The sequence below is a fragment of the Paenarthrobacter sp. YJN-5 genome (assembly GCF_015040095.1).
Taxonomy (GTDB): Bacteria; Actinomycetota; Actinomycetes; order Actinomycetales; family Micrococcaceae; genus Arthrobacter; species Arthrobacter ureafaciens.
In genome coordinates this window covers 2,432,169-2,455,754 of sequence record NZ_CP053544.1, presented here as the reverse complement: position 1 = coordinate 2,455,754, position 23,586 = coordinate 2,432,169, and the positions used below count along the sequence as shown (strand labels likewise).

General features: G+C 64.6%; 19 protein-coding genes and 1 pseudogene. 9 read left to right on the top strand and 11 right to left on the bottom strand.

The window, feature by feature from the left end; genetic code table 11:
* Positions 1–131: 131 nt before the first annotated feature.
* On the top strand, positions 132–1,082 hold the full coding sequence (locus HMI59_RS11640) for a 5'-3' exonuclease H3TH domain-containing protein (protein ID WP_193591395.1): 951 nt from the start codon (positions 132–134) through the stop codon (positions 1,080–1,082).
* 169 nt (positions 1,083–1,251) lie between these two features.
* Complete coding sequence (locus HMI59_RS11635; RefSeq protein WP_193591394.1) at positions 1,252–1,908, top strand: hypothetical protein; 657 nt, start codon at positions 1,252–1,254, stop codon at positions 1,906–1,908.
* A gap of 269 nt (positions 1,909–2,177) precedes the next feature.
* On the opposite strand, the gene HMI59_RS25955 is transcribed toward HMI59_RS11635, so the two are convergent.
* Both HMI59_RS25955 and HMI59_RS26080 read right to left on the bottom strand, forming a co-directional pair.
* Positions 2,178–2,549: an HNH endonuclease gene (locus HMI59_RS25955; protein ID WP_255527678.1), complete on the bottom strand. Its 372-nt coding sequence runs from the start codon at positions 2,547–2,549 to the stop codon at positions 2,178–2,180.
* Positions 2,550–3,193: 644 nt separating this feature from the next.
* A pseudogene (locus tag HMI59_RS26080) lies at positions 3,194–3,646 on the bottom strand (DUF222 domain-containing protein); the annotation flags it as partial.
* A gap of 310 nt (positions 3,647–3,956) precedes the next feature.
* On the opposite strand from HMI59_RS26080, the gene HMI59_RS11625 reads away from it, so the two are divergent.
* From HMI59_RS11625 to HMI59_RS11605, 5 genes are all read left to right on the top strand, one after another.
* On the top strand, positions 3,957–5,330 hold the full coding sequence (locus HMI59_RS11625; RefSeq protein ID WP_193591393.1) for an IS256 family transposase: 1,374 nt from the start codon (positions 3,957–3,959) through the stop codon (positions 5,328–5,330).
* 632 nt (positions 5,331–5,962) lie between these two features.
* Entirely contained in the window at positions 5,963–7,006 is a 1,044-nt protein-coding gene (locus tag HMI59_RS11620) for an NAD(P)-dependent alcohol dehydrogenase (protein WP_193591392.1), read from the top strand.
* Between the two features lie 107 nt (positions 7,007–7,113).
* Positions 7,114–9,729, top strand: a complete 2,616-nt coding sequence (gene hrpB / locus HMI59_RS11615) for an ATP-dependent helicase HrpB (protein WP_193591391.1) — start codon at positions 7,114–7,116, stop codon at positions 9,727–9,729.
* A gap of 30 nt (positions 9,730–9,759) precedes the next feature.
* Positions 9,760–10,527 carry a M50 family metallopeptidase gene (locus HMI59_RS11610; RefSeq protein ID WP_227471355.1) on the top strand — a complete coding sequence of 256 codons (768 nt, stop codon included), beginning with the start codon at positions 9,760–9,762 and terminating at the stop codon, positions 10,525–10,527.
* Between the two features lie 98 nt (positions 10,528–10,625).
* A complete protein-coding gene (locus HMI59_RS11605) occupies positions 10,626–12,722 on the top strand; it encodes an elongation factor G-like protein EF-G2 (protein ID WP_193591390.1) in 2,097 nt (698 codons plus the stop codon).
* 26 nt (positions 12,723–12,748) lie between these two features.
* On the opposite strand, the gene HMI59_RS11600 is transcribed toward HMI59_RS11605, so the two are convergent.
* The gene (locus tag HMI59_RS11600) at positions 12,749–13,414 is read right to left on the bottom strand and encodes an alpha/beta family hydrolase (protein WP_193591389.1); all 666 of its coding nucleotides are present in this window, start codon (positions 13,412–13,414) and stop codon (positions 12,749–12,751) included.
* Positions 13,415–13,512: 98 nt separating this feature from the next.
* Between HMI59_RS11600 and ligD the strand changes: the two genes are divergently transcribed.
* Complete coding sequence (gene ligD, locus HMI59_RS11595) at positions 13,513–14,538, top strand: non-homologous end-joining DNA ligase (protein ID WP_193591388.1); 1,026 nt, start codon at positions 13,513–13,515, stop codon at positions 14,536–14,538.
* Positions 14,539–14,797: 259 nt separating this feature from the next.
* Complete coding sequence (locus HMI59_RS11590; protein WP_193591387.1) at positions 14,798–15,721, top strand: serine hydrolase; 924 nt, start codon at positions 14,798–14,800, stop codon at positions 15,719–15,721.
* Between the two features lie 8 nt (positions 15,722–15,729).
* Here HMI59_RS11590 and HMI59_RS11585 read toward each other — a convergent pair whose 3' ends face one another.
* The 8 genes from HMI59_RS11585 to kynA form a co-directional block, all read right to left on the bottom strand.
* Positions 15,730–16,350, bottom strand: a complete 621-nt coding sequence (locus HMI59_RS11585; RefSeq protein WP_166184212.1) for an L-threonylcarbamoyladenylate synthase — start codon at positions 16,348–16,350, stop codon at positions 15,730–15,732.
* 20 nt (positions 16,351–16,370) lie between these two features.
* Positions 16,371–17,243 (bottom strand): ABC transporter permease, encoded by an 873-nt coding sequence (locus tag HMI59_RS11580; protein ID WP_193591386.1) that lies wholly within the window; start codon positions 17,241–17,243, stop codon positions 16,371–16,373.
* A complete protein-coding gene (locus HMI59_RS11575) occupies positions 17,230–18,189 on the bottom strand; it encodes an ABC transporter ATP-binding protein (protein ID WP_166184216.1) in 960 nt (319 codons plus the stop codon). The genes HMI59_RS11580 and HMI59_RS11575 overlap by 14 nt, the downstream gene beginning before the upstream one ends.
* A gap of 10 nt (positions 18,190–18,199) precedes the next feature.
* Positions 18,200–19,321: a DUF2092 domain-containing protein gene (locus tag HMI59_RS11570; RefSeq protein WP_193591385.1), complete on the bottom strand. Its 1,122-nt coding sequence runs from the start codon at positions 19,319–19,321 to the stop codon at positions 18,200–18,202.
* 56 nt (positions 19,322–19,377) lie between these two features.
* Positions 19,378–20,286 (bottom strand): N-acetylglucosamine kinase, encoded by a 909-nt coding sequence (locus HMI59_RS11565; RefSeq protein ID WP_193591384.1) that lies wholly within the window; start codon positions 20,284–20,286, stop codon positions 19,378–19,380.
* A gap of 147 nt (positions 20,287–20,433) precedes the next feature.
* Complete coding sequence (locus tag HMI59_RS11560; protein ID WP_193591383.1) at positions 20,434–21,288, bottom strand: PaaX family transcriptional regulator C-terminal domain-containing protein; 855 nt, start codon at positions 21,286–21,288, stop codon at positions 20,434–20,436.
* Positions 21,285–22,523 (bottom strand): kynureninase, encoded by a 1,239-nt coding sequence (locus tag HMI59_RS11555; protein WP_166184224.1) that lies wholly within the window; start codon positions 22,521–22,523, stop codon positions 21,285–21,287. The genes HMI59_RS11560 and HMI59_RS11555 overlap by 4 nt, the downstream gene beginning before the upstream one ends.
* An 81-nt stretch (positions 22,524–22,604) precedes the next feature.
* Entirely contained in the window at positions 22,605–23,501 is an 897-nt protein-coding gene (gene kynA, locus HMI59_RS11550; protein WP_166184225.1) for a tryptophan 2,3-dioxygenase, read from the bottom strand.
* Between the last annotated feature and the right edge of the window lie 85 nt (positions 23,502–23,586).

Below are 23,586 nucleotides of genomic sequence, written 5' to 3'. Positions count from 1 at the left end.
CTTTGTGACGGGGCAACCTTGGGATGCCGCTGTGTTCTATAATAGAACTGGGTGTTCGATTATTGCGAATACCATAGTAATCCGGCTCACATCACCGAACAAGTCCGAATCACTCCAAACAGCGTCACCGCATGTCAGGATCAGGTATGGCCCGACTTATGCTCTTGGACACTGCCTCGCTCTACTTCCGTGCCTTCTATGGCGTTCCGGACACCATCCGCCGAAAGGACGGCACCCCGGTCAATGCCGTCCGCGGCCTTCTGGACATGATTGCCAGGCTGACCACGGATTATCACTCAACGCATCTGATCGCTTGCTGGGATAACAACTGGCGGCCCCAGTGGCGGGTGGACCTCATACCCAGCTACAAATCCCACCGTGTGGCGGAAGAGGTAAGTTCAGGTCCCGACGTCGAGGTTGTCCCCGAAGCCCTCCAAGCGCAGATTCCCCTGATCAGCCACGTGCTTGAACTGGCTGGAATCGCGGTGGTGGGCGTCGACGATCACGAGGCCGATGACGTGATCGGAAGCTATGCGGGCCGACAGTCCATGCCGGTGGACGTTGTGACGGGGGACCGGGACCTTTTTCAATTGGTGGATGACGAGAAGGCGATCCGTGTTATCTACACGGCCCGAGGCATGAAGAACCTTGAGGTACTGACAGAGGTGGACGTCGTGCGCAAGTATCGCGTCCTGCCGCAGCAATACGCCGACTTCGCCACGCTCCGGGGAGATTCATCCGATGGACTGCCGGGCGTGGCGGGCATCGGCGAGAAGACAGCTGCGTCGCTGCTCGCCACACACGGTTCACTCGCCGGCCTCCTCGAGGCGGCAGAAGCGGCCGACGGCGGGCTGTCCGCCGGCGTTAAAGCAAAACTCGCCGCGGCCGCCGACTACCTGGAGGTAGCTCCTGCGGTGGTCAACGTGGTCCGTGACCTCGACCTGCCTTCCCTCGACGAGGTCGGCGCACAGTTGAAACCGGTAACCGGGGTCTCCCGTGACCAGTTACAGGAGCTCAGCACTGAATGGAACCTGGGCGGTGCCGTGAAACGCCTGCTCGATGCCTTCGACGCTCCCCGGTGATGCCCTGACTGGTCGGCTCACAGCTTTGTCCATACGTTCACAGCCAATGAACAGCTTCGCATCAGCCTCCGCCGGGGTGGTCACCGCACTCTTGAGTCAGGGCAGCAACCCGGCTGCCCACCAGCAACAACGGTGACGCAACCTGGCGGTTGCGAAGTGAGGACTAGTTATGTCAAGAACCAAGCAAATCACGTTGGGTCTAGCGGCGGGAGCATTGGCCCTCGGCACCGGACTTGGTGTCACGAGCATGGCTTCGGCAACGACGACGCCGGACCCCGGCTCCACGTCGACGCCCGGCGCAACGTCGACGCCGAGTGAGACGGCAACGCCAGGCCAAACGTCAGGTGACGGGTTGGCACCGGGCAAGGGACATGGCCGTCACGGCGGCCCCGGACGGGATGCAGGCCACCTGGCTTCTGCACTGGCCGCCAAGCTGGGGGTTGATGAAACCAAAGTCACCGACGCCTTGAAGGCGTTCCGCGACGCCAACAAACCCGCTCAGGCTCCGTCTGACGACACTAAACCCTCAGAGGGAAGCACGCCGTCCGATGGAACCGAGCAGTCCAAGGGATCCGAAACCGGACGGCCGGACCGGGCAGCGATGGAGGCCGCGCTGGCAAAGTCGTTGGCGTCCTCCTTGGGTGTTGAGGAATCGAAGGTCACGGCGGCCCTCGAAGAGATACGTTCGGAGGCGAAGTCAGACCGTGCCGCCGAGCTCAAATCCAGGCTCGACAAGGCCGTCACCGATGGCAAGTTAACCCAGGCCGAGGCCGACGCAGTGACCAAAGCCGTGGAGGCAGGAGTCATTGGAGGGGGAGCCCGCTGACGTAGTCCCGCCGCTCGCGGTGAGGGGCCGGGTGAGCCATTGGCTTCGGAAGCCGTAGCGCACCCGTTTCCCCACTGCAGGACAACTGACTGAATACCGTGGCATAGCCGTTCTGAGTGACAGGATCCTTCGTGATTGCGGAGGATCCTGTTGTTTTGTTGCCCCAAGGCGCCGGGGGTCTGATGGCGCTCAGGGGTTGGCTGGGGGCGCGCCAAGTGGCTGGGGTGTGTCGGGGCGGCCGTGGGTGCTTTCTGTTTTGGGGCAGGGTGTCATGTTCGGTGGGGTGTGTGGTGGTGGTTTCGTTGTGGTGTTTGGGTGGGGTCGATGTGGGGTGGTGGTGTGAACCATGGGATGCCTTGGTGGGTGGTGATTTTCCATTGTTCTTTGTGGATGAGGTGGTGGTGGGAGCACAGGAGGGTGCCGTTGTTGGTGCTGGTGGTGCCTCCTTGTGACCAGTAGGTGATGTGGTGGGCTTCGCACCAGGGTGCGGGGATGGTGCAGTCGGGGAAGGTGCAGCCTTGGTCTCTGGCGGCGATGGCTTTGCGGATGTGGGGTGGGAAGATCCGGGTGGTGCGGCCGATGTCGAGGACTTGTCCGTGGGTTCCGAGGAGGACGGGCAGGATGTCGGCGTCGCAGGCGATTTTGCGGATGGTGCTGGCGTGGATGGGGCCGGTGAAGGTCGCTGTTGCGCTGCCCGGCCGGGCTGAAGAGCCGCCCTGGTCTGGCTGGTGTGGTGGGTTTTGGAGTCGGGATAGAGGTCGTTAACGTCGATGGTGACGGTGAGTTGGGGTTTGAGGCCTCCGTTGGCGGGGAGTTTGCCGGTGCGCAAGGCGTAGTTGCAGCCGGTGATGAGACCGTCGAGGAGTTTCTGGGCTCGGGAGCGGCGGTCCAGCTCGGGCCCGGGTGTGCTGCGCCCGGTGACCCTGACGGCACTGACCGTGCTGGTGTTGCTGACGCTGGCGGCGCTGACGGTGCTGGTGGTGGCGGTGCTGCCGGGTTGGTCGCGGTCCGGGGCGGGGACCAACCCGGGAGTGGTGGTGCTGTTGCGGGGGCTGGCAGTAGTGCCGGCCCCGCTGCCGCCGGCGGTGGTGCTGGGGCTGGCAGTAGTGCCCGCGCTGCTGGCCGCGCTGGGGAGGCCGGTGTTGGTGTAGCTGTGGATGGCGGTAGTGCCCGCGCTGTTGGTGGTGTTGTGGCCGGGGTTGTTGGTGGTGTTGGGGTTGTTGTGTGGGGTTAGGCGTGGGTTGGTGGCGGTGTTCATGGTGGTAATGAGGGTTTCGTATTGTTCGTCGGTGGCAAAGATTTCGATGTGGTGGAGTCCGCGGCGGGGTTTGCGGATGAAGGCTCCTTGGATGGTGCGGAGTTCTTCTTCGGTGGGTTCGGGTCCGTCGTGGTCGATGCGGTTGATCCAGTGTTGGGCGGTTTTGGCCAGGAAGTCGGGGTCGTTGTGGGTGGCGGTGCGGGTCAGGGCGTGTTCCATGGTGGTGAGGGTGTCGGGGTGGGCGATGAAGGCGACGCGTTCGAGGGCTGTGGTGATGATGGTCGCTGAGCGGGAGGGCACGTCGGTGGCGGCGAACGCGGCGGCGAGGTGTTCGTGGCGTGGGGTGGTGGTCTCGCCGGTGAGGGTGGTTCCGGGCAGCAGGAGCGCGGCCTGGGTCAGGCGGCGGCGGGCTTCGCGGATATCGATCCGGAGCCTGGCGCGCAGGAACTCGGCGGCGTTGCGGTACCCGTCATCGAGCACCGAACCAGGCCCCGCAACAGAAGACCTCACAGGCCCGGACCCCACAACGGCCCCAAGCACGGCACCGGCAGCGGAGGCCGGTCGACCGGCCCGGGCAGTGGTGCCGGGTGTGTGCGGGTGGGCGGGGTGTGGGGTTTCGGTCCAGCCGGTCCGCCAGCCCGGGACGGGCTTTGCGGGGTTGTGTTTGGCTTCGGTGCGGGTGCGCTCGACCGCGTGGGCTGCAATGATCTGCAGGTAGCCGATGCTTCGGGAGAGGGGGTGTCAGATGGTTTGTGTAGGAGTTCCGGTCCTTGGTTGATTGGAGAAAGCTATGACTATGACTGGTTCTAGTGAGGAGCTCGGCGCGGAGCTTGCCGCCAAGGTGGCTGCCGCTGGTGGGATGGAGCAGCTGCGGGAGTCGGGTGCGTTTGATGAACTGATGGAGCAAATCGACTCCGGAGAGCTCCAGATTGATGGTAAAAACGGTTTCCTGAACCAGATGATCAAGGCCGTTCTGGAGCGTGGACTGAAGTCCGAGCTTTCCGGTCATCTCGGCTATGAAAAGGGTGATCCTGCGGCACGGTTGCTGCCCAACTCACGTAATGGGTTCTACCCGAAGACGCTGGCCAGCCAGGCCGGCGATGTGGACCTTGCTATCCCGCGGGACCGGAACGGCTCTTTCGTTCCGCGACTGGTACCCAAAGGGTCCCGCCGCACTGGCGGCTTGGACGAAATCATCGTCAGCCTCTATGCCGGCGGCATGACGGTTAGGGATATCCAGCACCATCTGGAATCGACGATCGGAACCGAACTTTCGCACGAGACGATATCGAAGATTACCGATGACGTTCTTGACGAAGTGATGATCTGGCAACGCCGCCCGCTTGATCCGATCTACCCGATCCTTTACCTGGACGCCATCGTGGTCAAAATCCGTGACGGGGCACAGGTACGGAACAAAGCGGCCCACATTGCCGTAGGTGTCGACATGGACGGCACCAAGCACGTCCTGGGTATCTGGGTCGAGGCCACCGAAGGGGCCAAGTTCTGGGCCGGGGTCTGCGCGGAACTGGCCAACCGCGGAGTCCGGGACGTCCTCATCGTGTGCTGCGATGGGCTGACCGGCTTTCCCGAAGCCATCGCCGCGACGTGGCCCATGGCAACGGTCCAAACGTGCGTGGTCCACCTGATCCGGGCCTCCATGCGGTTCGTTGGCTACCACGACCGGAAACGGGTCGCTGCCGCACTCAGGCCGATCTATACAGCGTCTTCAGCCGAAGCCGCGGAAACGGAGCTGGAGGCATTCGCTTCCTCCGAGCTCGGCAAGAAATACCGTGCCACGGTGAACACCTGGCGCAACAGCTGGGAGAAGTTCATTCCCTTCCTGGCTTTTGCGCCGCCATTGCGAAAGGTCATCTACACCACCAACGCCATCGAATCCCTGAACTACCAGCTACGCAAAATCATCAAAAACCGCGGTCACTTCCCGAACGACACCTCTGCGGTGAAACTGCTCTGGCTGGCCATCTGCAACATCGAAGACAAACGCGCCACCGAACGCGCGAAAATCCATGGGCAAGCACGGGAGAACAAAAGCAAATCCGTGCACACCCTTATCGAAGGTGCCCAAAGCCAAGGCTGGAACGAAGCACTGGGCATCCTCGCGATCACCTACCCGGAACGAATCGAACCCCATCTGGGCTAACCCCAGCCCACCTCTTACACAAAAACTTGACAAGCTCTCGGGAGAGGTCCTCGACCCGGGCAGCGAAGTCTGCTGCTTCCTGAACATCGAACACCCGCCCTGCCGGTAACGCCAGGGCACGCGCAGCCTCCAACACCGCCGCCCCGTCCTCCAACGCCTCCATCACATCCTCAACGACCCAACCGCCGCCATCAGCAAGACCCATGCCAACGGACGAACCAACGCCACCAGAAGAACTGCCGACGCCGGTAGGCTCACCGCGGTCAGAACTGCCAACGCCGGACGGGTGAGCGGCGCCAGAACTGCCGGCGCCGGGAGGTCCACCGCCATTAGCAGCCGCAGCACCGGGCCTACCCGCCCGTTCAACCACAACCTGCCCGCTCAAACCCATAAACCAAGCCTTCCACCCCACCCAAACCCTGTAACCAGACCCCAGCCCGTATGTGGAAAAACCAGCCAGGAAACCAGCCAAAACCTCCCCAAAACTCCGGTAAAAGGACCCTCGGATGGGTACAGATTCGGTACGTCGTACTGGGTAGGACTCTCCATCCCAGACTCAACAGTGCCTCCCTCGACTTCGGAATACAGGGTTAGATGGAGGTATCCGCACATCGTTATAACGCAGGAGAAACATGCCTACCGCTACCGCATACGCTGCCCCTTCGACCACAGGAGACCTCGCCCTCACCACCATTGAGCGTCGCGAAGTCGGCCCGCACGACGTCCACATCGACATCAAATTCGCTGGCATTTGCCACTCGGACATCCACACGGTCCGCGGCGAATGGGGCCCGCAGCAGTACCCCCTGGCACCCGGACACGAAATTGCCGGGATCGTTACTGAAGTAGGTTCCGAGGTGACCAAGCACAAGGTCGGCGACCGCGTCGGTGTGGGCTGCATGGTCAATTCGTGCAAGGAATGCGCCAACTGCGAAGCAGGCGAAGAGCAGTACTGCTTGAACGGTAACGTCGGCACCTACGGATCCGTGGACCTCGACGGCACCATCACCCAGGGCGGCTACTCCAGCGACGTGGTGGTGAACGAAGATTTCGTTGTTTCCATCCCCGAATCGCTGGACCTCGACGTTGCAGCCCCGCTGCTGTGCGCCGGAATCACCACCTATTCACCCCTGCGTCACTGGGGCGCGGGACCCGGCAAGAAGGTCGCTGTGGTGGGACTCGGCGGCTTGGGCCACATGGCTGTCAAGCTCGCCAGCGCCATGGGTGCTGAGGTCACGGTGCTGTCCCAGTCCCTCAAGAAGATGGAGGACGGCTTGAAGCTCGGGGCCAAGGACTACTACGCCACCAGCGACCCCGCCACCTTTGAAAGGCTCGGGGGAACTTTCGACCTCATCATCAACACCGTCAGCGCATCCATTGATATCAGCGCCTACCTGAAGCTGCTCGCCCTGGACGGAACGTTGGTCAACGTGGGCGCCCCCGCAGAACCGCTACCTGTCCAAGCGGGCGCCTTGATCGGCGGACGCAGGTCCTTCGCCGGGTCTGCGATCGGTGGCATCCGCGAAACCCAGGAAATGCTCAATTTCTGTGCCGAGCATGGCCTCGGTGCCGAGATCGAAGTCATTCCTGCGGAGAAGATCAACGAAGCCTACGAGCGCGTCCTCGCCTCGGACGTTCGGTACCGCTTCGTCATTGATGCGGCCACCATCGCCTAGCCACCCCAGCGCCCAGGCACGCAGCACCCAGCCACTCCAACGCCCAGGCACGCAGCACCCAGCCAGCCAGCATCGGGACGGCCGTGAACTCCTGAAACAATAGGCTGGTGACTTTTTCACTGGATGCCATTGGAAGCGGCCTTGTCTTCGCCGGTTCCCTGGGCAAACTCGCCGACGCTTTGGAAAGCGGGCACGACGGCGGCACGGCCGTCGTGCAGGCACCCCCGGGAACCGGCAAGACAACTCTTGTGCCGCCGTTGGTGGCCAACGTCGCAGCGCGGCGGGGCCGAACAGCTCCGCGGGTGGTGGTGACCCAGCCCCGTCGCGTTGCTGCCCGCTCCGCTGCCCGTCGCCTTGCCACGTTGGACGGAAGTCCGCTCGGAGACCGGGTAGGCTACACCGTCCGTGGCGAGTCGCGGACGGGTCCCGGGACTGTAGTGGAATTCGTCACCCCGGGCATCCTCCTCCGGCGACTCCTGGCAGACCCCGGCCTCGACGGCGTTGACGCGGTGGTCCTTGACGAAGTCCACGAACGCGGCCTGGAAACGGACCTTCTGCTGGGCATGTTGTCCGAAGTGGGGCAGCTGCGTGAGGAACTCATCCTGGTGGCGATGTCTGCCACGCTTGACGCGCAACGTTTCGCGGCCCTGCTGGGGCAAACCTCCGACGGCGGCGGGCCGGCGCCCGTCGTCGACTGCCCGTCGGCGCTCCACCCCCTGACAGTGGAATGGGTTCCAGCGCCGTCACAGCGACTGGACGAACGTGGCGTAACCCGTGCATTCCTCGACCACATTGCGGAGACAACTGCGGTGTCCCACGCAAGGGCTTTGCGCAGGGATCCCTCGGTGGACGCGCTGGTCTTCCTCCCGGGCGTCCGTGAAGTCTCGGACGTGGCGGCGAGGCTTCGTTCCGGGCTCGTTCCCGGAACCGAGGTGTTGGAGCTTCACGGGCAGGCAGCTGCGGATCAGCAGGACCGGGCCGTGTCCGGCCGGCGGTCCGGGGACCCTCCGCGGATCATCGTGTCCACCGCCCTCGCGGAGTCGTCACTGACTGTTCCGGGGGTCCGGTTGGTGGTGGACTCGGGGCTTTCCCGGGAGCCCCGGCGTGATGCGGGGCGTGGCATGTCGGGGCTGGTCACCGTATCAACGTCGCGGGCGTCGGCCGGGCAGCGGGCGGGCCGCGCCGCACGCCAAGGTCCCGGTACAGTGGTCCGCTGCTACGACCAGCAAGCTTATGCAGCCGCTCCAGCGCACCAGACTCCGGAGATCGCCGTCGCCGACCTCACCTCAGCGGCCCTGCAGCTTGCCTGCTGGGGTGCGCCCAGGGGCGAAGGCCTTGCCCTTCCCGATGCCCCGCCGCGGGCTTCGATGGATGATGCGGTGGAGGTCCTGCGGGAACTGGGGGCCCTCACCGATGCGGGACTGGCGACAGATCTCGGCAGGGTGCTGGCACGAATACCCGCTGACCCCAGGCTGGCCAGGGCTTTGCTTGACGGGTCTTCCACCGTCGGGCGGAAGCTTGCTGCAGAGACCGTGGCCCTCGTGTCGGGGGATCAGCGTGCCCCGGGCGGAGACCTGGTGCAACTCCTCAGGGCGATGCGCAGTGGATCCCTTCCGGCGTCGCGGCGTTTTTCAGAAGAAGCCCGGCGGCTGGAATCCATGACCCGCAACGTGGGCAACGCCGTCGTTCCGTCCGATACGTCCCTCAAGCTGACTGGGGACCGCGCGCCCGGATACGTTGTTGCCCTGGCGTTTCCGGACCGGATCGCCCGGAGGGCAGCGGACCACGGCTCCAGCTATCAACTCACATCGGGGACCCGCGCCGGGTTGCCGGCGGGAGGTCCGCTCGCCGCGCACGAGTGGCTCGCGGTTGCGGAAGTATCGCGGGCCCAGGGGCGCGATGCTGCCGGGACCGGGGCTGTGATTCGTTCGGCTGCTCCGCTGTCAGAATCTTTGGCCCGGGCAGCGGCTCCGAGCCTCGTGCAGGAAATCGTGGAGGCGCGGTTTGACCAAGGTCGCCTCAGCGGCCGTTTGGAGCGGCGCATCGGCGCGATCGTGGTCTCCTCGACGCCCATCCGGCCTTCTCCCGAAGCGGGGCGGGAAGCCATTGCCACGGCTTTGGGCAGGGGCGGCCTGGCAATGCTTGGCTGGTCGGAAGCGGCTGATTCGCTTCGTCGGCGGCTGGCGTTGTTGCATCGGGAGTTGGGCGGAGCATGGCCCGACGTCAGTGAGGCCGGCCTGTTGGCGCGCCTTGACGAATGGCTTGCCCCCGAACTCGAGGCCCTTGCGGGCGGCAAGCCGCTGAACGCAGTCGATCTGGCAGAACCGTTGCGGCGCCTTTTGCCGTGGCCGGAGGCGGTTCACTTCGACGCCCTCGTTCCGGAGCGGTTGGAGGTTCCCAGCGGCTCGCGCGTACGCATCCTCTACCCGGAGGTTGCGGAAAGTGCAGCGGACGACGGCGGCAGGCCAGTGGTGGCGGTCAAGCTTCAGGAATGCTTCGGCTGGGACCGCACGCCGCGGTTGGTCGACGGCAGGGTACCGGTTCTGTTCCATCTCTTGTCTCCGGCGGGCAGGCCGCTGGCAGTGACGGACGATTTGGCCTCGTTCTGGTCGGGTCCGTATTCCCAGGTCCGTGCCGAGATGCGGGGACGCTACCCGAAACATCCCTGGCCGGAGGACCCTTGGACCGCGCCCGCCACGGCCAGGACCAAGAACCGCATGTAGCTCCCGGACTTCTTGCGTAGCATTGCGACGGTGACTCAAACCCCTGTCGAATCTTCCAGCGTGCCCGCAATATGGTGGTCGGCCGTTGTCCGTGGTTTTACGGACGTCCACACCACAACGGTGCCGCTGCCGGTTCTCCTGGCCATTATCGGCGGCGCGACGCTGCTGAGTCTTCCCCGCGTCACGTGGCGCTGGTTCGGCCTGTATGTCACGTTTGTCCATGAACTCGGCCACGCCTACGCCGCCCTGATGACAGGCCGCTTCGTCCATAGCCTCCGGATCGGACTGGACCACTCCGGCCGGCTCGTCAGCAGTGGACGCAGCGCGTTCGGAGCCGCGTGGTCCGGTTTTTGGGGGTATCCCGCACCTGCCGTTGTGGGGCTGGCCCTGATCGCCGCCTTCTCTGCGGGCCGAGCCGGCGCCGCCATGTCCGTCGGCGCTGTGATCCTCTTGGTCTCCTTGATCTTCCTCCGTAACCTGACAGGCATCCTCGTTGCCGTCATCAGCGCGGGAGTAGCCCAGCTGCTGCTTGTGTTCGCCGACCCCGGGACAGTGAACTACGTCGTGCTTGCCCTGGGCATCGCGCTGTCCGTGGGGGCCGTGCGGGACCTCTTCAAACTGGCCGGGGTGCACACCCGTCACAGGTCGCGGATCCAGTCCTCTGACGCGTGGATCCTGGGCAGAACCACGGGAGCACCGGCGTTTGTCTGGTTGAGCGCCTTCACGGTTGTTATCTCGGCAAGTGTGCTGGTGTCCGGCTGGTTGTTGTGGGGCATGCTGGATTTTGTGCGTCCCTAGTGCTTGCCCTGTGGTCGCTTGAGGGTGTCCAATCCTTGTACATGTCCGAACCGCCTCTGAGCTCGGACACGAACTTGGCTACCACCCAGGAGGTGCCCATGTCCGCGAAAGGTACGCGCGAAGCGGCCAAAACCACAGTCCAGGGCGGACCCGAGCCACGCCGGTCCGACGGGACAGCCCTCGCAGCCAGCCAACCCGCCAACGTCCGGAACGTGGCACTCGTAGGACATTCGGGTGCCGGGAAGTCGATGCTCGTTGAAGCGCTCCTCGCGGCAACGGGGGCCATCACACGGATGGGGTCCATCACGGATGGAACCACTGTGAGCGACTCGGACCCGTCCGCTGTCCACCAACAGCGCTCCGTCACGCTCTCCGTAGCGCCGATCCTCGTGGGCGACGTGAAGGTCAACCTGATAGATACCCCCGGCTACACCGACTTCACCGGCGAATTGCGTGCCGGTTTGAGGGCCGCGGACGCGGCCCTTTTTGTTGTCTCGGCCGTGGACGGGATCGACGGCGCGACCGTCGCGCTGTGGGGCGAATGCGAGAAGATCCAGCTTCCCCGGGCCGTGGTCATCAGTCGGCTGGACCACCCACGGGCAGACTTCCGCGCCGCCGTCGAACGCAGCCAGGACGCTTTCGGAGAGGCCGTACTGCCGATGTACCTGCCCACTCCTGACGTTGTGGCCGGCGTCCTCGACCCCCCGGGCTCCGCAGACCCCGCGCTTGAGTCCGCGCTCGAGGCTGCCCGTGGGCCGCTCATTGAGGGCATCATCGCCGAAAGCGAGGATGAAACCCTCATGGACCGGTACCTGGGCGGCGAAGAACTCCCTCTGTCGGACCTCCTCCAGGATTTGGAGACAGCGGTTTCGCGGGGCCGTTTCTTCCCGGTCATGCCAACCTCGGCCGAAACCGGTCTTGGGTTGCAGGAGCTGATGTCGCTGCTCGTCGATGCCCTGCCGTCGCCCCCGGAGCGTCCCGCGCCGCCGGCCATGAAGCTGGACGGGTCATCCCTGAAACCGCTGAGCTGCGACCCGGACGGGCCGTTGGCTGCGGAAGTGGTGAGGACCACGGTTGATCCGTTCCTCGGCCGGGTTTGCCTCGTGAGGGTGTTTTCCGGAACCTTGCGGGAGGATTCGTCGATCCACATCGGCGGCCGTGGATTGGCGGACAGGGGCCACGAGGACCACGATTCCGACGAACGCGTCACTCATTTGTACTCGCCCGTGGGTTCCAGCCTCAAAGCTGTTCCCTATTGCATCGCGGGAGATATCTGCGCCATCAGCAAACTGGCCGGAGCTGAGACCGGGGACACGGTGTCGGACCGCGAAAGCCCCTTGCTCATCGAGACGTGGAACATTCCCGAACCGTTGATGCCCATCGCGGTCGAAGGGGCCTCACGCAGCGATGAGGATGCCCTCGCCAAGAACATCGGAAAGATCGCTGCGGCAGACCCTACCCTGAGGGTGGAACGCAACCAGGACACCCACCAATTAATTCTTTGGTGCATGGGCGAGGCCCACGCTGAGGTGGTCCTGGACAGGTTGCGTGCCCAGGGCGTGAAACTCCAGACCGTCGATGTCATCACGCCGTTGCGGGAGACTTTCGCCGGCAACGCATCCGGTCATGGACGCCACGTGAAGCAGTCCGGAGGCCACGGACAATTCGCCATCTGCGACATCGACGTGGAACCGTTGCCGCGCGGTGGGGGTTTCGAGTTCGTGGACAAGATCGTCGGAGGTGTCATCCCCGCCACCTACGTGGCTTCCGTGGAAAAGGGCATTCGGGCCCAGATGCTCAAGGGCGTGGCTGAAGGCTTTCCTGTGGTGGACATCAAGGTGACGCTAACCGGCGGAAAAACCCACAGCGTGGACTCCTCGGATGCCGCCTTCCAGGCAGCCGGCGCGCTGGCACTTCGGGAAGCGGCAGCAGCCACCAGGATCCAGCTGCTGGAACCCGTTTCCAGTGTGGTGGTGAACGTCCCCGACGAGTACGTGGGCGCGGTCATGAGCGACCTCTCGGGCCGCAGGGGACGCGTGACGGGCACTGACGCAGCTCCCGGCGAGGGCGCCGAGATCAGCGCGGAAGTGCCGGACCAGGAACTCCTCCGCTACGCAGTGGAGTTGAGGGCCCTGACTGCCGGCACCGGACGCTTCCGGCGGTCCTACCTTCGGCATGAGCCCGTGCCCAAGTAGGCCAGGCTGGTACTGCCGCCAGCCGCTCAGGGATTGTTCCGCTCAAACTGTGCAACGGCGGGTGCCAAGGAAGCCCCGATCTCCGCCGCGCTCCGTTTGGCACCCTTGACCGCGAAAGAGTGGTCCCCGCCCTCACACCACTGGAGCGTCGCCGTCGGTCCAATGCGTTCTACTACCGACTCCAACAGCCCGGGCGTTGCAAAGGTATCCCGGGTGCCTTGAAGGAAGAGCATGGGAACAGCGATGCCGTACAGGTGCTCATCGCGCAACTTGTCGGGCTTCCCGGGGGCGTGCAGGGGATAGCCGAGATACACCAGACCGCGCGTTTTCATGCCCTCCGCGACGGCCATGGACGCCATCCGGCCCCCAAAGGACTTTCCGGCCGCCCACAGCGGCTCGCCCTCGGACAGTCCGGCTGCTGCCTCCATCGCCGCGGTCCACGCAGCGATGGCCAGCGGTGGCCGGTCCGGGAACCGCCTGCCGGCTTCGCGATAGGGAAAGTTGAACCGGAGGGTCGCCACGCCTTCATCGGCCATTGCCTCCGAGAAACCCTGCAGGAACGGATGCTCCATCCCGGCACCCGCTCCATGGGCCACCACCATCGTGGCGAGGGGCTTGGAGGGGCGGATCGAAAGGCCGGAGACTTCGGCGTCGCCGACGTGGATGGACACTGCGCGGGGCGTTAGGGGCATGCATCCATCATGAAGGACGCGTGGCCATATTCGGGCGCATTGCGCGAAATGCCTTCGAGCTGCAGACGCGCACGGCCCGGACACGGTAGCTTGTGGGCATGGCGAGCGAATCCACCACCATCACAGTGCCCGGTCCCGATGGCCCCCGGGAGGTGCGGATTTCAAGCCCGAACCGCGTGCTGTGGCCGGAAGCGGGTCTCACCAAACTTGATCTTGCGAACTACCTGGTGGCAGTGGGGGAGGCCTTCGTGGCCGCCAACGGCAACCGTCCCGTCAGCCTCCAACGGTATTCCGGAACCATCGAAGGCGACATGTTCTTTTCCAAGAACCCGCCCAAGGGTGCCCCGGACTACGTCAGGTCGGTGATGGTGACCTATCCCAGCGGACGGTCGCATCCGCAACTGGTCATCGACGAGCCTGCAACTGCCGTGTGGGCAGCCCAGATGAACACCGTCGTCTTCCACCCGTGGGCCTCCAAAGCAGATAACCCGGACAACCCCAATCAACTCCGCATTGATTTGGACCCCCAGCCCGGCACGGACTTTGCCGATGCGATCCCGGCGGCGCAGGAACTGCGCAAGGTCCTTGACGAGGCAGGACTGACCGCCTTTATCAAAACGTCCGGCAACCGCGGCCTCCACGTGTACGCACCTATTGAGCCCAAGCACGAGTTCCTCGAAGTCCGCCATGCCGTGATTGCCGCCGGACGCGAGCTGGAGCGCCGGATGCCGGACAAGGTCACTACGGCGTGGTGGAAGGAAGAGCGCGGAACCCGGATCTTCGTGGACTTCAATCAAGCGAACCGGGACCGCACCATTGCCGGGGCTTACAGCCCGCGGGCGGTTCCCCAGGCACAGGTTTCCTGCCCCCTGACGTGGGATGAACTGGAGGATGCCGACCCAGCGAAGTACACCATCCGGACTGTCCCGGAACGGCTGGAAAAGTCAGGGGACCCGTGGGCCACCATGCACGATGCCCCCGGGAACATCGATGTCCTGCTGCAGTGGTGGGAGCGTGACGTCAAGAACGGCCAGGGCGAAATGCCGTTCCCCCCGGAATTTCCCAAGATGCCGGGGGAGCCGATGCGCGTGCAACCCAGCCGGGCCCGCAAGCCGGAGGAGTAGGCGGGGTCGGACAGTGAGATGGGGGCTGACTCCAGCGGTAGTTGCGGCACGGCCTGGCCCCCGCCGCTGCGTGGGGGCGCGTCTTTCGGCTGCACTTCTTGGACTCGGCCTGCTGACCGCCTGCACCGGTTGGCCGGATCAGCCGCCGCCTGACGTCCCCTCGCCGGCAACTACTGCAACTGGACCGTCGCCTACCCGGTCAGGTCCGACGTCGGACCCTCCTGAGGCGTCCTGGTCGCCGGCAGTACCTACTGACGCAATGACAGCATCGGCGGCTTTCCGTGAGTTGCAGTCCAGCATTGAACTTTTCAGCCGTGAGATGATCGCGCTCGGCGCCCCGGCTGTCATCGTGGAGGCGAGGTCCGGTGCCCAGGTCTGGAAGCACGCGGCGGGCTTGAGGAACACTGCAACCGGCACACTGGCCGGGCCCGATGATCCCATGGTGATGGGTGGGGTGTCCCGCAGCATGCTCGCGGTTTCCGTGCTGAAGCTCGCTGAGGAAGGGATCCTGGTTCTGGACGCCCCGGCCTCCGCTTATCTCGCGCCTGCGGACATCCCTCCTGGCGGTGCGGCCGCGACCATCCGCGGGTTGCTCGCGGACCCGGACAGCGGGCGTACGGACTTGCTGCTGCGCCGGGTTGTGGAGGTTTTGCGGGGCACTGGGTACTCCGAGGTCCTGGCCCGGGACATCCTCGATCCGCTCGGCCTTCGCGCGGTGGCTGTCTACGGTCCTGAACCCATACCGCCCGGGGTGGTGCACGGCTACGTACAGCTCAATGGGAAAACCGTTGATGTGATGGAGACCGGAGCGCTGGGGTCCCGCGGTGCGCAGTTGTTTGGCACGGTGGGGGACATCAACGCTTTCTACTCAGGCCTCCTCGGCGGCAAGCTCGTGGCACCCTCCAGCCTTATCCTGATGAAAGGGAGCGTCCTGGCAGAGTACGGACTAGGCCTGGACCAGTGGCAGGATCCCTGCACCAACGGAAATTACTACGGCCATGCGGGCGATGTGCCTGGGTACGGAGTGATGTCGCTGAGCAGCGCTGACGCCAACAGGCAGATCACTATCGCCGTGGCGTATCCGCCGGCGCCTTTGGCGGAAGCACCGTCGGCCGTAGCTTTGGAGATCACCAGCCTCGCCCAAGTGGTGCTCAACGCGGGCTGCCGGTTCCGCTTTGGATAACCCGGGGGCTATTCGAAACGCGACGGATCGCCGGTTCCGCGGCGGACAACCTCGGCGAAACCGCTGGAGAAGTCGATGACGGTGGTCGGTTCCGACCCCGTATCGCCGGAATCGATGACTGCATCCACCTCGTTGTCCAGGCGCTCCTTGATTTCCCATCCCTGGGTCAGTGGTTCTTCCTGGTCGGGCAGGAGAAGCGTGCTGGACAGCAGCGGCTCCCCGAGCTCAGCGAGGATGGCCTGAACCACCTTATGGTCCGGAATTCGCACCCCTACCGTCTTCTTCTTGGGATGCAGGAGGCGCTTGGGAACTTCCCGGGTAGCCGGAAGGATGAACGTATAGCTCCCGGGGGTGACGGCCTTGATGCTCCGGAAGACGTCATTGTCCAACATGACGAACTGTCCCATTTGCGCAAAGTCCTTGCAGACCAGGGTGAAGTGGTGTTTGTCATCAAGGTGCCGGATGGTGCGGATCCGGTCCAGCGCCTCCCGGTTTCCTATCTGGGCTCCCAAGGCATAGCAGGAATCAGTGGGGTAGGCGATGAGACCGCCGTTTTGGACCATGTTCACAACCTGGCTGATGGCGCGCGGCTGTGGGTCAACTGGGTGGACGTCAAAGAATCTGGCCATGGGACGAGCCTACGTCAAAGCTAAGACAGAACGTCCTTATTGGAGAATTTCGCGTACGTCAGGGCACCGCAGACCGCCACGTACCCTGCCTGGAGAAGCGCGTTCTCCCCAAAGGAGTTCCAGGACATGGGTTGCCGCAGCAGATCGGCGAAGCCAAGCCAGTGGTGGCTGAACAACCACGGATGCAGCCAGTCGAGCTGCGGGAGGTTGTCCAGTACCTGCGAAACCACCGCCAGAACAACCGTGGCGGCCATCGCGCCAACCGGGACATCCGTGAAAGTCGACACCAGGAGGCCGATCGCGGACAGCCCCAGCAGGGAAACCGCAATGTAGGCGGCAATGAGGAGCGTGCGCACCGCGGCCTCGCCCACACCAATAGTGTCACCCGACAGTAGGGTCACCGGACCCACCGGAAAAAGTACGACGCCGGCCAGGGCACCTGACGCGGCCACGATCAACGTCGCTGCGCAGCAAAAGGCAACGGCGCCGGTGTACTTCACCAGCAGTAGCCGGACGCGCCCTGCCGGCGCGATCAGGAGATACCGCAACGTCCCAAGGTTGGCTTCTCCGGCGATGGTGTCTCCCGCTACGACACCTACCGTGAGGGGGAGAAAGAGGGGAACGCACACCACCAAGGCGGTAAAGGCAACGAACAGTCCGTTCTGGCTGACGCGGTCAAGGAAGAGCGGACCCCGTCCGGGCGGCATGTCCCTGCTGGAAAGCTTCACGGCGACGGCAATCAGGATCGGCACAGCTGCCAGGGCCAGGAGCATGGCCCACGTCCGCACCCTCCGGAACAACACGGACAGCTCTGAACCCAGGAGGGCCAGCCCCGCACCGCCCGAGGCAACTGAACCGCCGTCGGGCTGCCTCCGGGTTTCAGCCGACGACATCGAACCCCGCGCCCGTAAGCGCAACATACTGTTCCTCGAGGCTCGCGTTTTCCACCGAGAAACCGCGCACCCTGACGCCGTCCCGGACCAGGGCAGCCGAAATCGCCTCAGGGGCAACGCCGTCCATCCCGGTGGCCATCGCCGTTCCTGCCGACGGCGTGCCGGGCACCAGGCCAAGGCGCGCCAGGACACTGACGGCTTGATCGACGTCGGGCGTCTTTACCGTGACCCGGGACTGTCCGGCAGAGCGCAACTGCTCCAGCGGCCCTTGGGCAACCAGCCGGCCGGCGCTCATGATGCCCACGTGGGTGCACATCTGTTCCACCTCGGACAAGAGATGGCTGGAGACAAAGACCGTGGTCCCGTCGGCCGCGAGGGAGCTCACCAGATGCCGGACCTCCCGGGTTCCTTGCGGATCCAAACCGTTGGTGGGTTCGTCGAGGACCAGCAGTGACCGGTCCCGCAGCAGCGCGTTCGCCAGGCCCAACCGCTGCTTCATGCCCAGCGAATAGGCCCGGACCTTCTTCCGGGCTGCATGTTCCAGGCCAACCCGTTCGAGTGCCGCGGCCACCCGCCCCTTCCGGGTTGCCGCTTCGGCATGCCGGTCGGCAGTATCCAAGCGCAGCAGATTCGCCTCTCCGGACAGGAAAGGGTAGAAGCCCGGCCCTTCCACCAACGCCCCAACGTCGGGGAGTACGTTGGCAAGCCCCCGCGGCATGTCCTGGCCCAACACGGTGATGCTGCCTTGGTCGGGTGACACCAGGCCCAACAGCATGCGGATGGTGGTGGTCTTTCCCGAACCATTCGGGCCAAGAAAGCCAAACACGGAACCGCGGGGAACGGCCAGATCGGTGCCGGCCACGGCGGCTCGTTGTCCGAACCGCTTCACCAATCCTCTGGTCTGAATGGCCAGGGCTGTGCTGTTGCCGCCCCCGGGCTCCGCCATGGAGCCGTCCTCAGCCGGCAGCAGTCCCGCGCGCACCGGCAACGTCCTGGAGGCGTTCCAAGGGAACCATTCCGGCGAACACGCGGCCGTCGTCGAGGATCAACACGCTCACAAGGGAGGTAGTCAGGGCACGTCCCCCGGCAACCGGCTGCAGGGCCTGGGCAAGCTGCGGATTGGTCACGAGGCCTTGTGGGGCCGAACCTGCTGGCAGTACCACCACCGAGTCCCAGCCCTGGCCGGAGACTTCTTTGCTTGGGTGGCGTGGCCCTGCCGGGCCCGAACTTTCGGACGGCTTCGGACGAGGTGCCCACGTTGGTGCTTCCTTTTCCGTCACGGCGGCCTCCTTTACGGTGGCACCGGGCGGGGGAGTGAACGTGAACAACGCAGGGTCCGGAACGCCCGGATCAAAGCTTGAGAAGCTGGCGCTGAAGGCAGGATCTGCCTGCCCTTTCGCCCGGACTGTGACGCCCAGGGGGAAGCCCGTTTCGGAATCGACGTTGATGGCGATCCTATCCACCAGGGTGTCCGTGCTCCGGGGCACGAGCATCAGGGTGTATGCGCCCCGGCCAGCTACGGTTGCAGGTTCGCCAACGCTCACTTCCGTGTGGTCGTCCATGGCTTCGAGGAACCTGTCCGCGAGTGCTTCGGGGCTGGGGAGGTTCCGTGCGGTGTCGTCAGGCGCTGCGGGGCTGGTGGCGGCCTCCGGACGTGCGGGCAGCGTGGTGTGAACGGCGCTGTTGTCCGCCGAGCGGTAGAACCAGGCCTCCGTGCCGTTGACCACCACGTCGCGCTCAGCCATCCGGTCCAAGACTTGCAGCCGCGCTTTGGAGGGACCGGCCACGTAGATGCGGGCCTCGTGCGAACCCGTGAGGAATTCGAAAAGGGAAGGCTCTCCCTGGCCTCCGCCGGGTACGCCTACGTTCAGGTCCGGAAGTCCCAGCTTGGAACTCTGCGACACCGTGCCCGAGAACGCGCGGACCTCGGTCCGGGCGATCATGGCCACGATTTCCTCCGCTGACTTGGGCGGCAGGGTGGGAGTTGCGCCGGCTTGCACCGTGCCCACCAACACCGCAGCAAGGAGGGCAAGCGGAATCAGCAAGGCGGGCAGCCACCGCTGCTTTGCCCGCGCCATTGCTACCGACCACCGCTAGTGAAAGGCATGCATCCAGATTACTCCGGATACCGGCACTAAGTACCCAGTAGACCTTCGGCCAGCGTCACTGCTCCCTGGACAGGGGAGCGATCCAGGATCCGTACCGCGGAAGGATCGTCCAGGGAGAGCTTGCGTGCCACTGCATCGGCCAGTTGCCTCTGATTAACCAGGAGTCCACCTGCCATCACCAACGGCAAGTCCAAGCCAAGTTCCCCGAGGACCTGGCGTGCCATGGTGGCCAGCGAGTGCGCCGCTTCGGCCTGGATACGCAGGGCCGCGGGGTCCCCGGATACTGCCAGGTCAAGAACCAGTGGCGCCATCGACGCCCAGTAGTCCGGTTCGGGTTTGGCATAGAAGTGGTCCATCAACTGGAGCGCGTCCGCGCTCTGTGTTGCAGTCAGCACGGCCTGTACCAAGGGACCTGGTTCCAGCCCGGCGTAATGCTCACGCAATGCCTCGCGGACTGCGTCCCGGACCACCGAATAGCCCCCGCCCTCATCGCCCAACAGGTAGCCGTAGCCGCCGCTGCGGGCTTCCCTTCCCTCCCGGTTCCGGCCCCAGGCAACCGAGCCCGTACCGGCCACCAGGACCGCCCCTGCGTCGAGGCCTGCTGCTGCGAGGATGATGCGGGTGTCATGGACGACGTCGATCACGGCGCCGGGAAAGTGCTCGGCGAGCAAGGCGGACAGCACGGCCCTGCTGGCTGGAGTATCGGCTCCCGCTGCTCCGGCGCAGACGGCCCGGACATCCTTTCCGACGGCCGCGGCTATCCGGCGAAGGACCGCATCCACGCCGTGGTGGCCCACGGAGGACAGGTTGGCGCTGGTTTCGGTGATCTCCGGGGTGTCCGGTTCATTCCGGGACTGCCCCGTGCGCCCGGGCTCGTGCCGTAGCGCGTGTGTCCTGGAACCACCTATGTGGAGGCCCAGTACTGCCGGGCTCACAGTATCACCCCAAGGCTGGCGGAAGGGGACTGCCGGGCGGGGTGCTGCAGGGGGATAGGCAAGGGCAATCCTTCCGATCGGGCCGCGGGGCGGGGAGCTGGGGCGGTGCACCAGCGCTGGTGCACCGCCAACGCGGCATGACTCTGGTCACGTAACGCTGACACCCACGAGGTTACCGACGAATTCGGCACTCGGCACGGCGTAGAGCTCCACAATCTTGGAGAACAGCCCGGCGGCATCGATCCCCGGCCAATCATCGGGCAGGAAAGAGGCGGGCAATCCGGGATCCAGGTACGGGATGATCCGCCAACGGTCGATGCTCCTGACATAGGTGGCGAAGGCCTCCGCCGAAGGCCCGGCGCCCGCCGTGCCGTTGGGTGAGTCGACCGCGGAGGAATGCTCCCTGATGAAATCGCGGTGCAACTGTGCCAGTGCGTCCAGGTCCCACCACTTCGCGGCAGTTTCTTTCAGCCCTCCTCCCGGCAAGGGAGGCTGCGTCACGAAGATCGTGGCCATGCTGCGCAGTTGAAGATCAGCCAGGATTTCTTCCACTTCACCGCGGAGCGTGTCCGGACAAATCCAGAGTCCCGCTGCAACTGTCCCGCACCCTATCCAATACAGCCTGCGGCGGAGTTGATGGCGCTTGTCCCGTTCAGTTTCGGGTATCGAGAAGGACACCAGGCACCAAGGATCGGTCGGGGCCATGGTCCGGGGCGTGAAGATCCTCCTGTCGCCCCGGGCCAGCATGGACGCGGCACCCGGAGTGAGGGTGAATCCCGCCAGGCCGGAGCGGGTGTCCGGAACCAAGACATCCTTTTTCCGGAGGCGCCCGAGGGCCGTCCGGGTGACCGTCCCCGACGTACCCAACGCTTCCATCAAGGCAACGATGTCCTTGGTGGCCATCCAACCGCCCGCCTCGCGCATGTACAAGCCGACGACGGTCCGCAGCAGTGACGTAGTACTCCCGGGGCGGGAGTCCATATCGTCAAGGACAGCGCTCACTGCAGTTCCAGCAGGACATCACGGATTGCCGTGATTCCAAGCTCCACTTCCGCGTAGCTGGTGCTCAACGGCGAGAGCCCGATCCGCAGGCCGTGCGGCGGGCGGAAGTCGGGGATTACCCCGCGTTCCCAGAGCTTCGCAGTGACGTCCGCAAAGAGTGGATGGTCCACCGTGACGTGCGAACCACGCTCGGCAGGGTCCCGGGGGCTGGCGATGGCAACGCCCAGGGGCACCAGCATTTCATCGGCGAGGTTCATGGCATGTTCGGTGAGCTTAAGGGACTTCTCCCGAACAGCATCCATGCCCACGGAGGCGATGAGCTCCACCATGTCCTTGAGGGGCTGCATGGCAAGTACCGGGGGAGTACCTGTGATGAAGCGGCGGATGCCCTGTGCAGGCTGGTAGGCGTCAGTCATGCCGAAGGGATCGGCAGCCCCCATCCACCCCCAGATCGGTTGTTGGAGGATATCTTGGCAGGCGCTGTTCACATAGGCGAACGCAGGAGAACCCGGACCGCCGTTGAGGTACTTGTACGTGCAGCCCACGGCGAGGTCGACGTTCCAGGCGTCCAGTTCCATGGGCACCGAACCCACCGAATGGCACAGGTCCCACAGCATCAGGGCCCCGGCATCGTGCACCTTGGCCGTGATCGCCTTGACGTCGGCAAGGAACCCGGAGCGGTAGGCCACATGGCTCAGAACCACGACGGCGGTCCGCTCGCCCAGCAGCCCGTCGAGGTCGTGCGGACGAACCCCCGCGGCCGGGTTCCCGGCAATCCACCTGATGCTGGCGCCGCGTTCCTTGGCGATACCTTCGATGATGAAACGATCGGTGGGAAAGTTATCCCGGTCAATGATGATTTCGTCCCTGCCTGGCTGTGAATCAACAGCGGCGCGAATCAGTTTGTACAGCATCACCGACGTCGAGTCCCCAACAGTTACCTGCCCAGCGGCGGCACCCATTGTTACCTCGCCGATGCGGTCGCCGACCCGCGTTGGTTCGTCCATCCACTGCTCGTCCCAGCCGCGGATCAGCCGGCTGCCCCACGCGTCCTGGACGAACGACTGCAGCGAGGCCACTGTGATGTCCAGCGGCCTGCCCAGCGAGTTTCCATCCAGGTACGCGGTGAGCTGGCCGTCGTCGGGCGTGTAGAAAGCGGCCCGCTGTGCGGCGAGCGGATCAGCGGCGTCGAGTTGCGCCGAGGTGGGCCGAAGGGTTTGGTGTGCGGTGGTCATGGGTTCTCCTGCGGAGGTGGGTAGGGGGCTGCGCGTAGGGAGGCTGTGGCGTCCGGAAATGGAGCCGCTGTCAGGAACGGTTCAACTGCCGATCTCCGTCCGGACGGCATAAAGCTCCGGGAAGAACGTCAGGTCCAGTGCACGCTTGAGGAAGTCGACCCCCGACGATCCACCGGTACCCACCTTGAAGCCGATGGTCCGCTGCACGGTGCGGAGGTGACGGAATCGCCACGCCTGGAAGTTGTCCTCCACGTCCACCAGGTCCTCGCAGGCTTCGTACAAACCCCAGGGGGTGTCATCGGATTCATAGATCTTTTGGAACACCGGCACCAGTTCCTTGTGGAAGACCCACGGTTCCGAGGTGTCGCGGTGCAGCACGTCGACAGGGATGTCGTAGCCGGCGCGGGCAAGGACAGCCAGGAAGGAGTCGTAGAGGGTGGGCTCGGACAAAAGCGTACTCAGCAGCGCGTGGGCTTCGGGGTCGCTTTCAAAAACCCGCAGCATGCCGCGGTTCTTGTTGCCCAACAGGAATTCCACGCCGCGGTATTGATAGGACTGGAAACCGGAGGAGTTGCCCAGGAAACCGCGGAACTGCGCATATTCCCGGGGCGTCAGTGTCCCCAGTACAGACCATTGTTCGGTCATGGTCCGTTGGATCGCCTTGACCCGGGCGATGCACTTCAAGGCCTTTCCGAGGTTGTCCTGGTCGAACAAGCGGCGAGCTTCAAGGAGTTCGTGAAGAATCAGCTTGAGCCACAGCTCGCTGGTCTGGTGCTGGATGATGAACAGCAGTTCGTCATGGTGTTCGGGCTTGCTCACCGGGTGCTGGGAGCTGAGCAGCCGGTCCAGGTCCAGATAGCTGCCGTAGGACATGGCGTGCCGGAAATCGGTATGGACGGTGTCCTCGATGGGACGTATGTTCCGTGAACCGGGGGATTCGGAAGCAGGGGCGGCCGATTGCGCGGCGGGGTTTTCCATGCATCTAGAATATCACTGAGTTGACGAGCGTCAAGGAAATGATTTGCGCCGGTCCTCCTGCCGGCTGTGCCGTAGGCTGACCTTA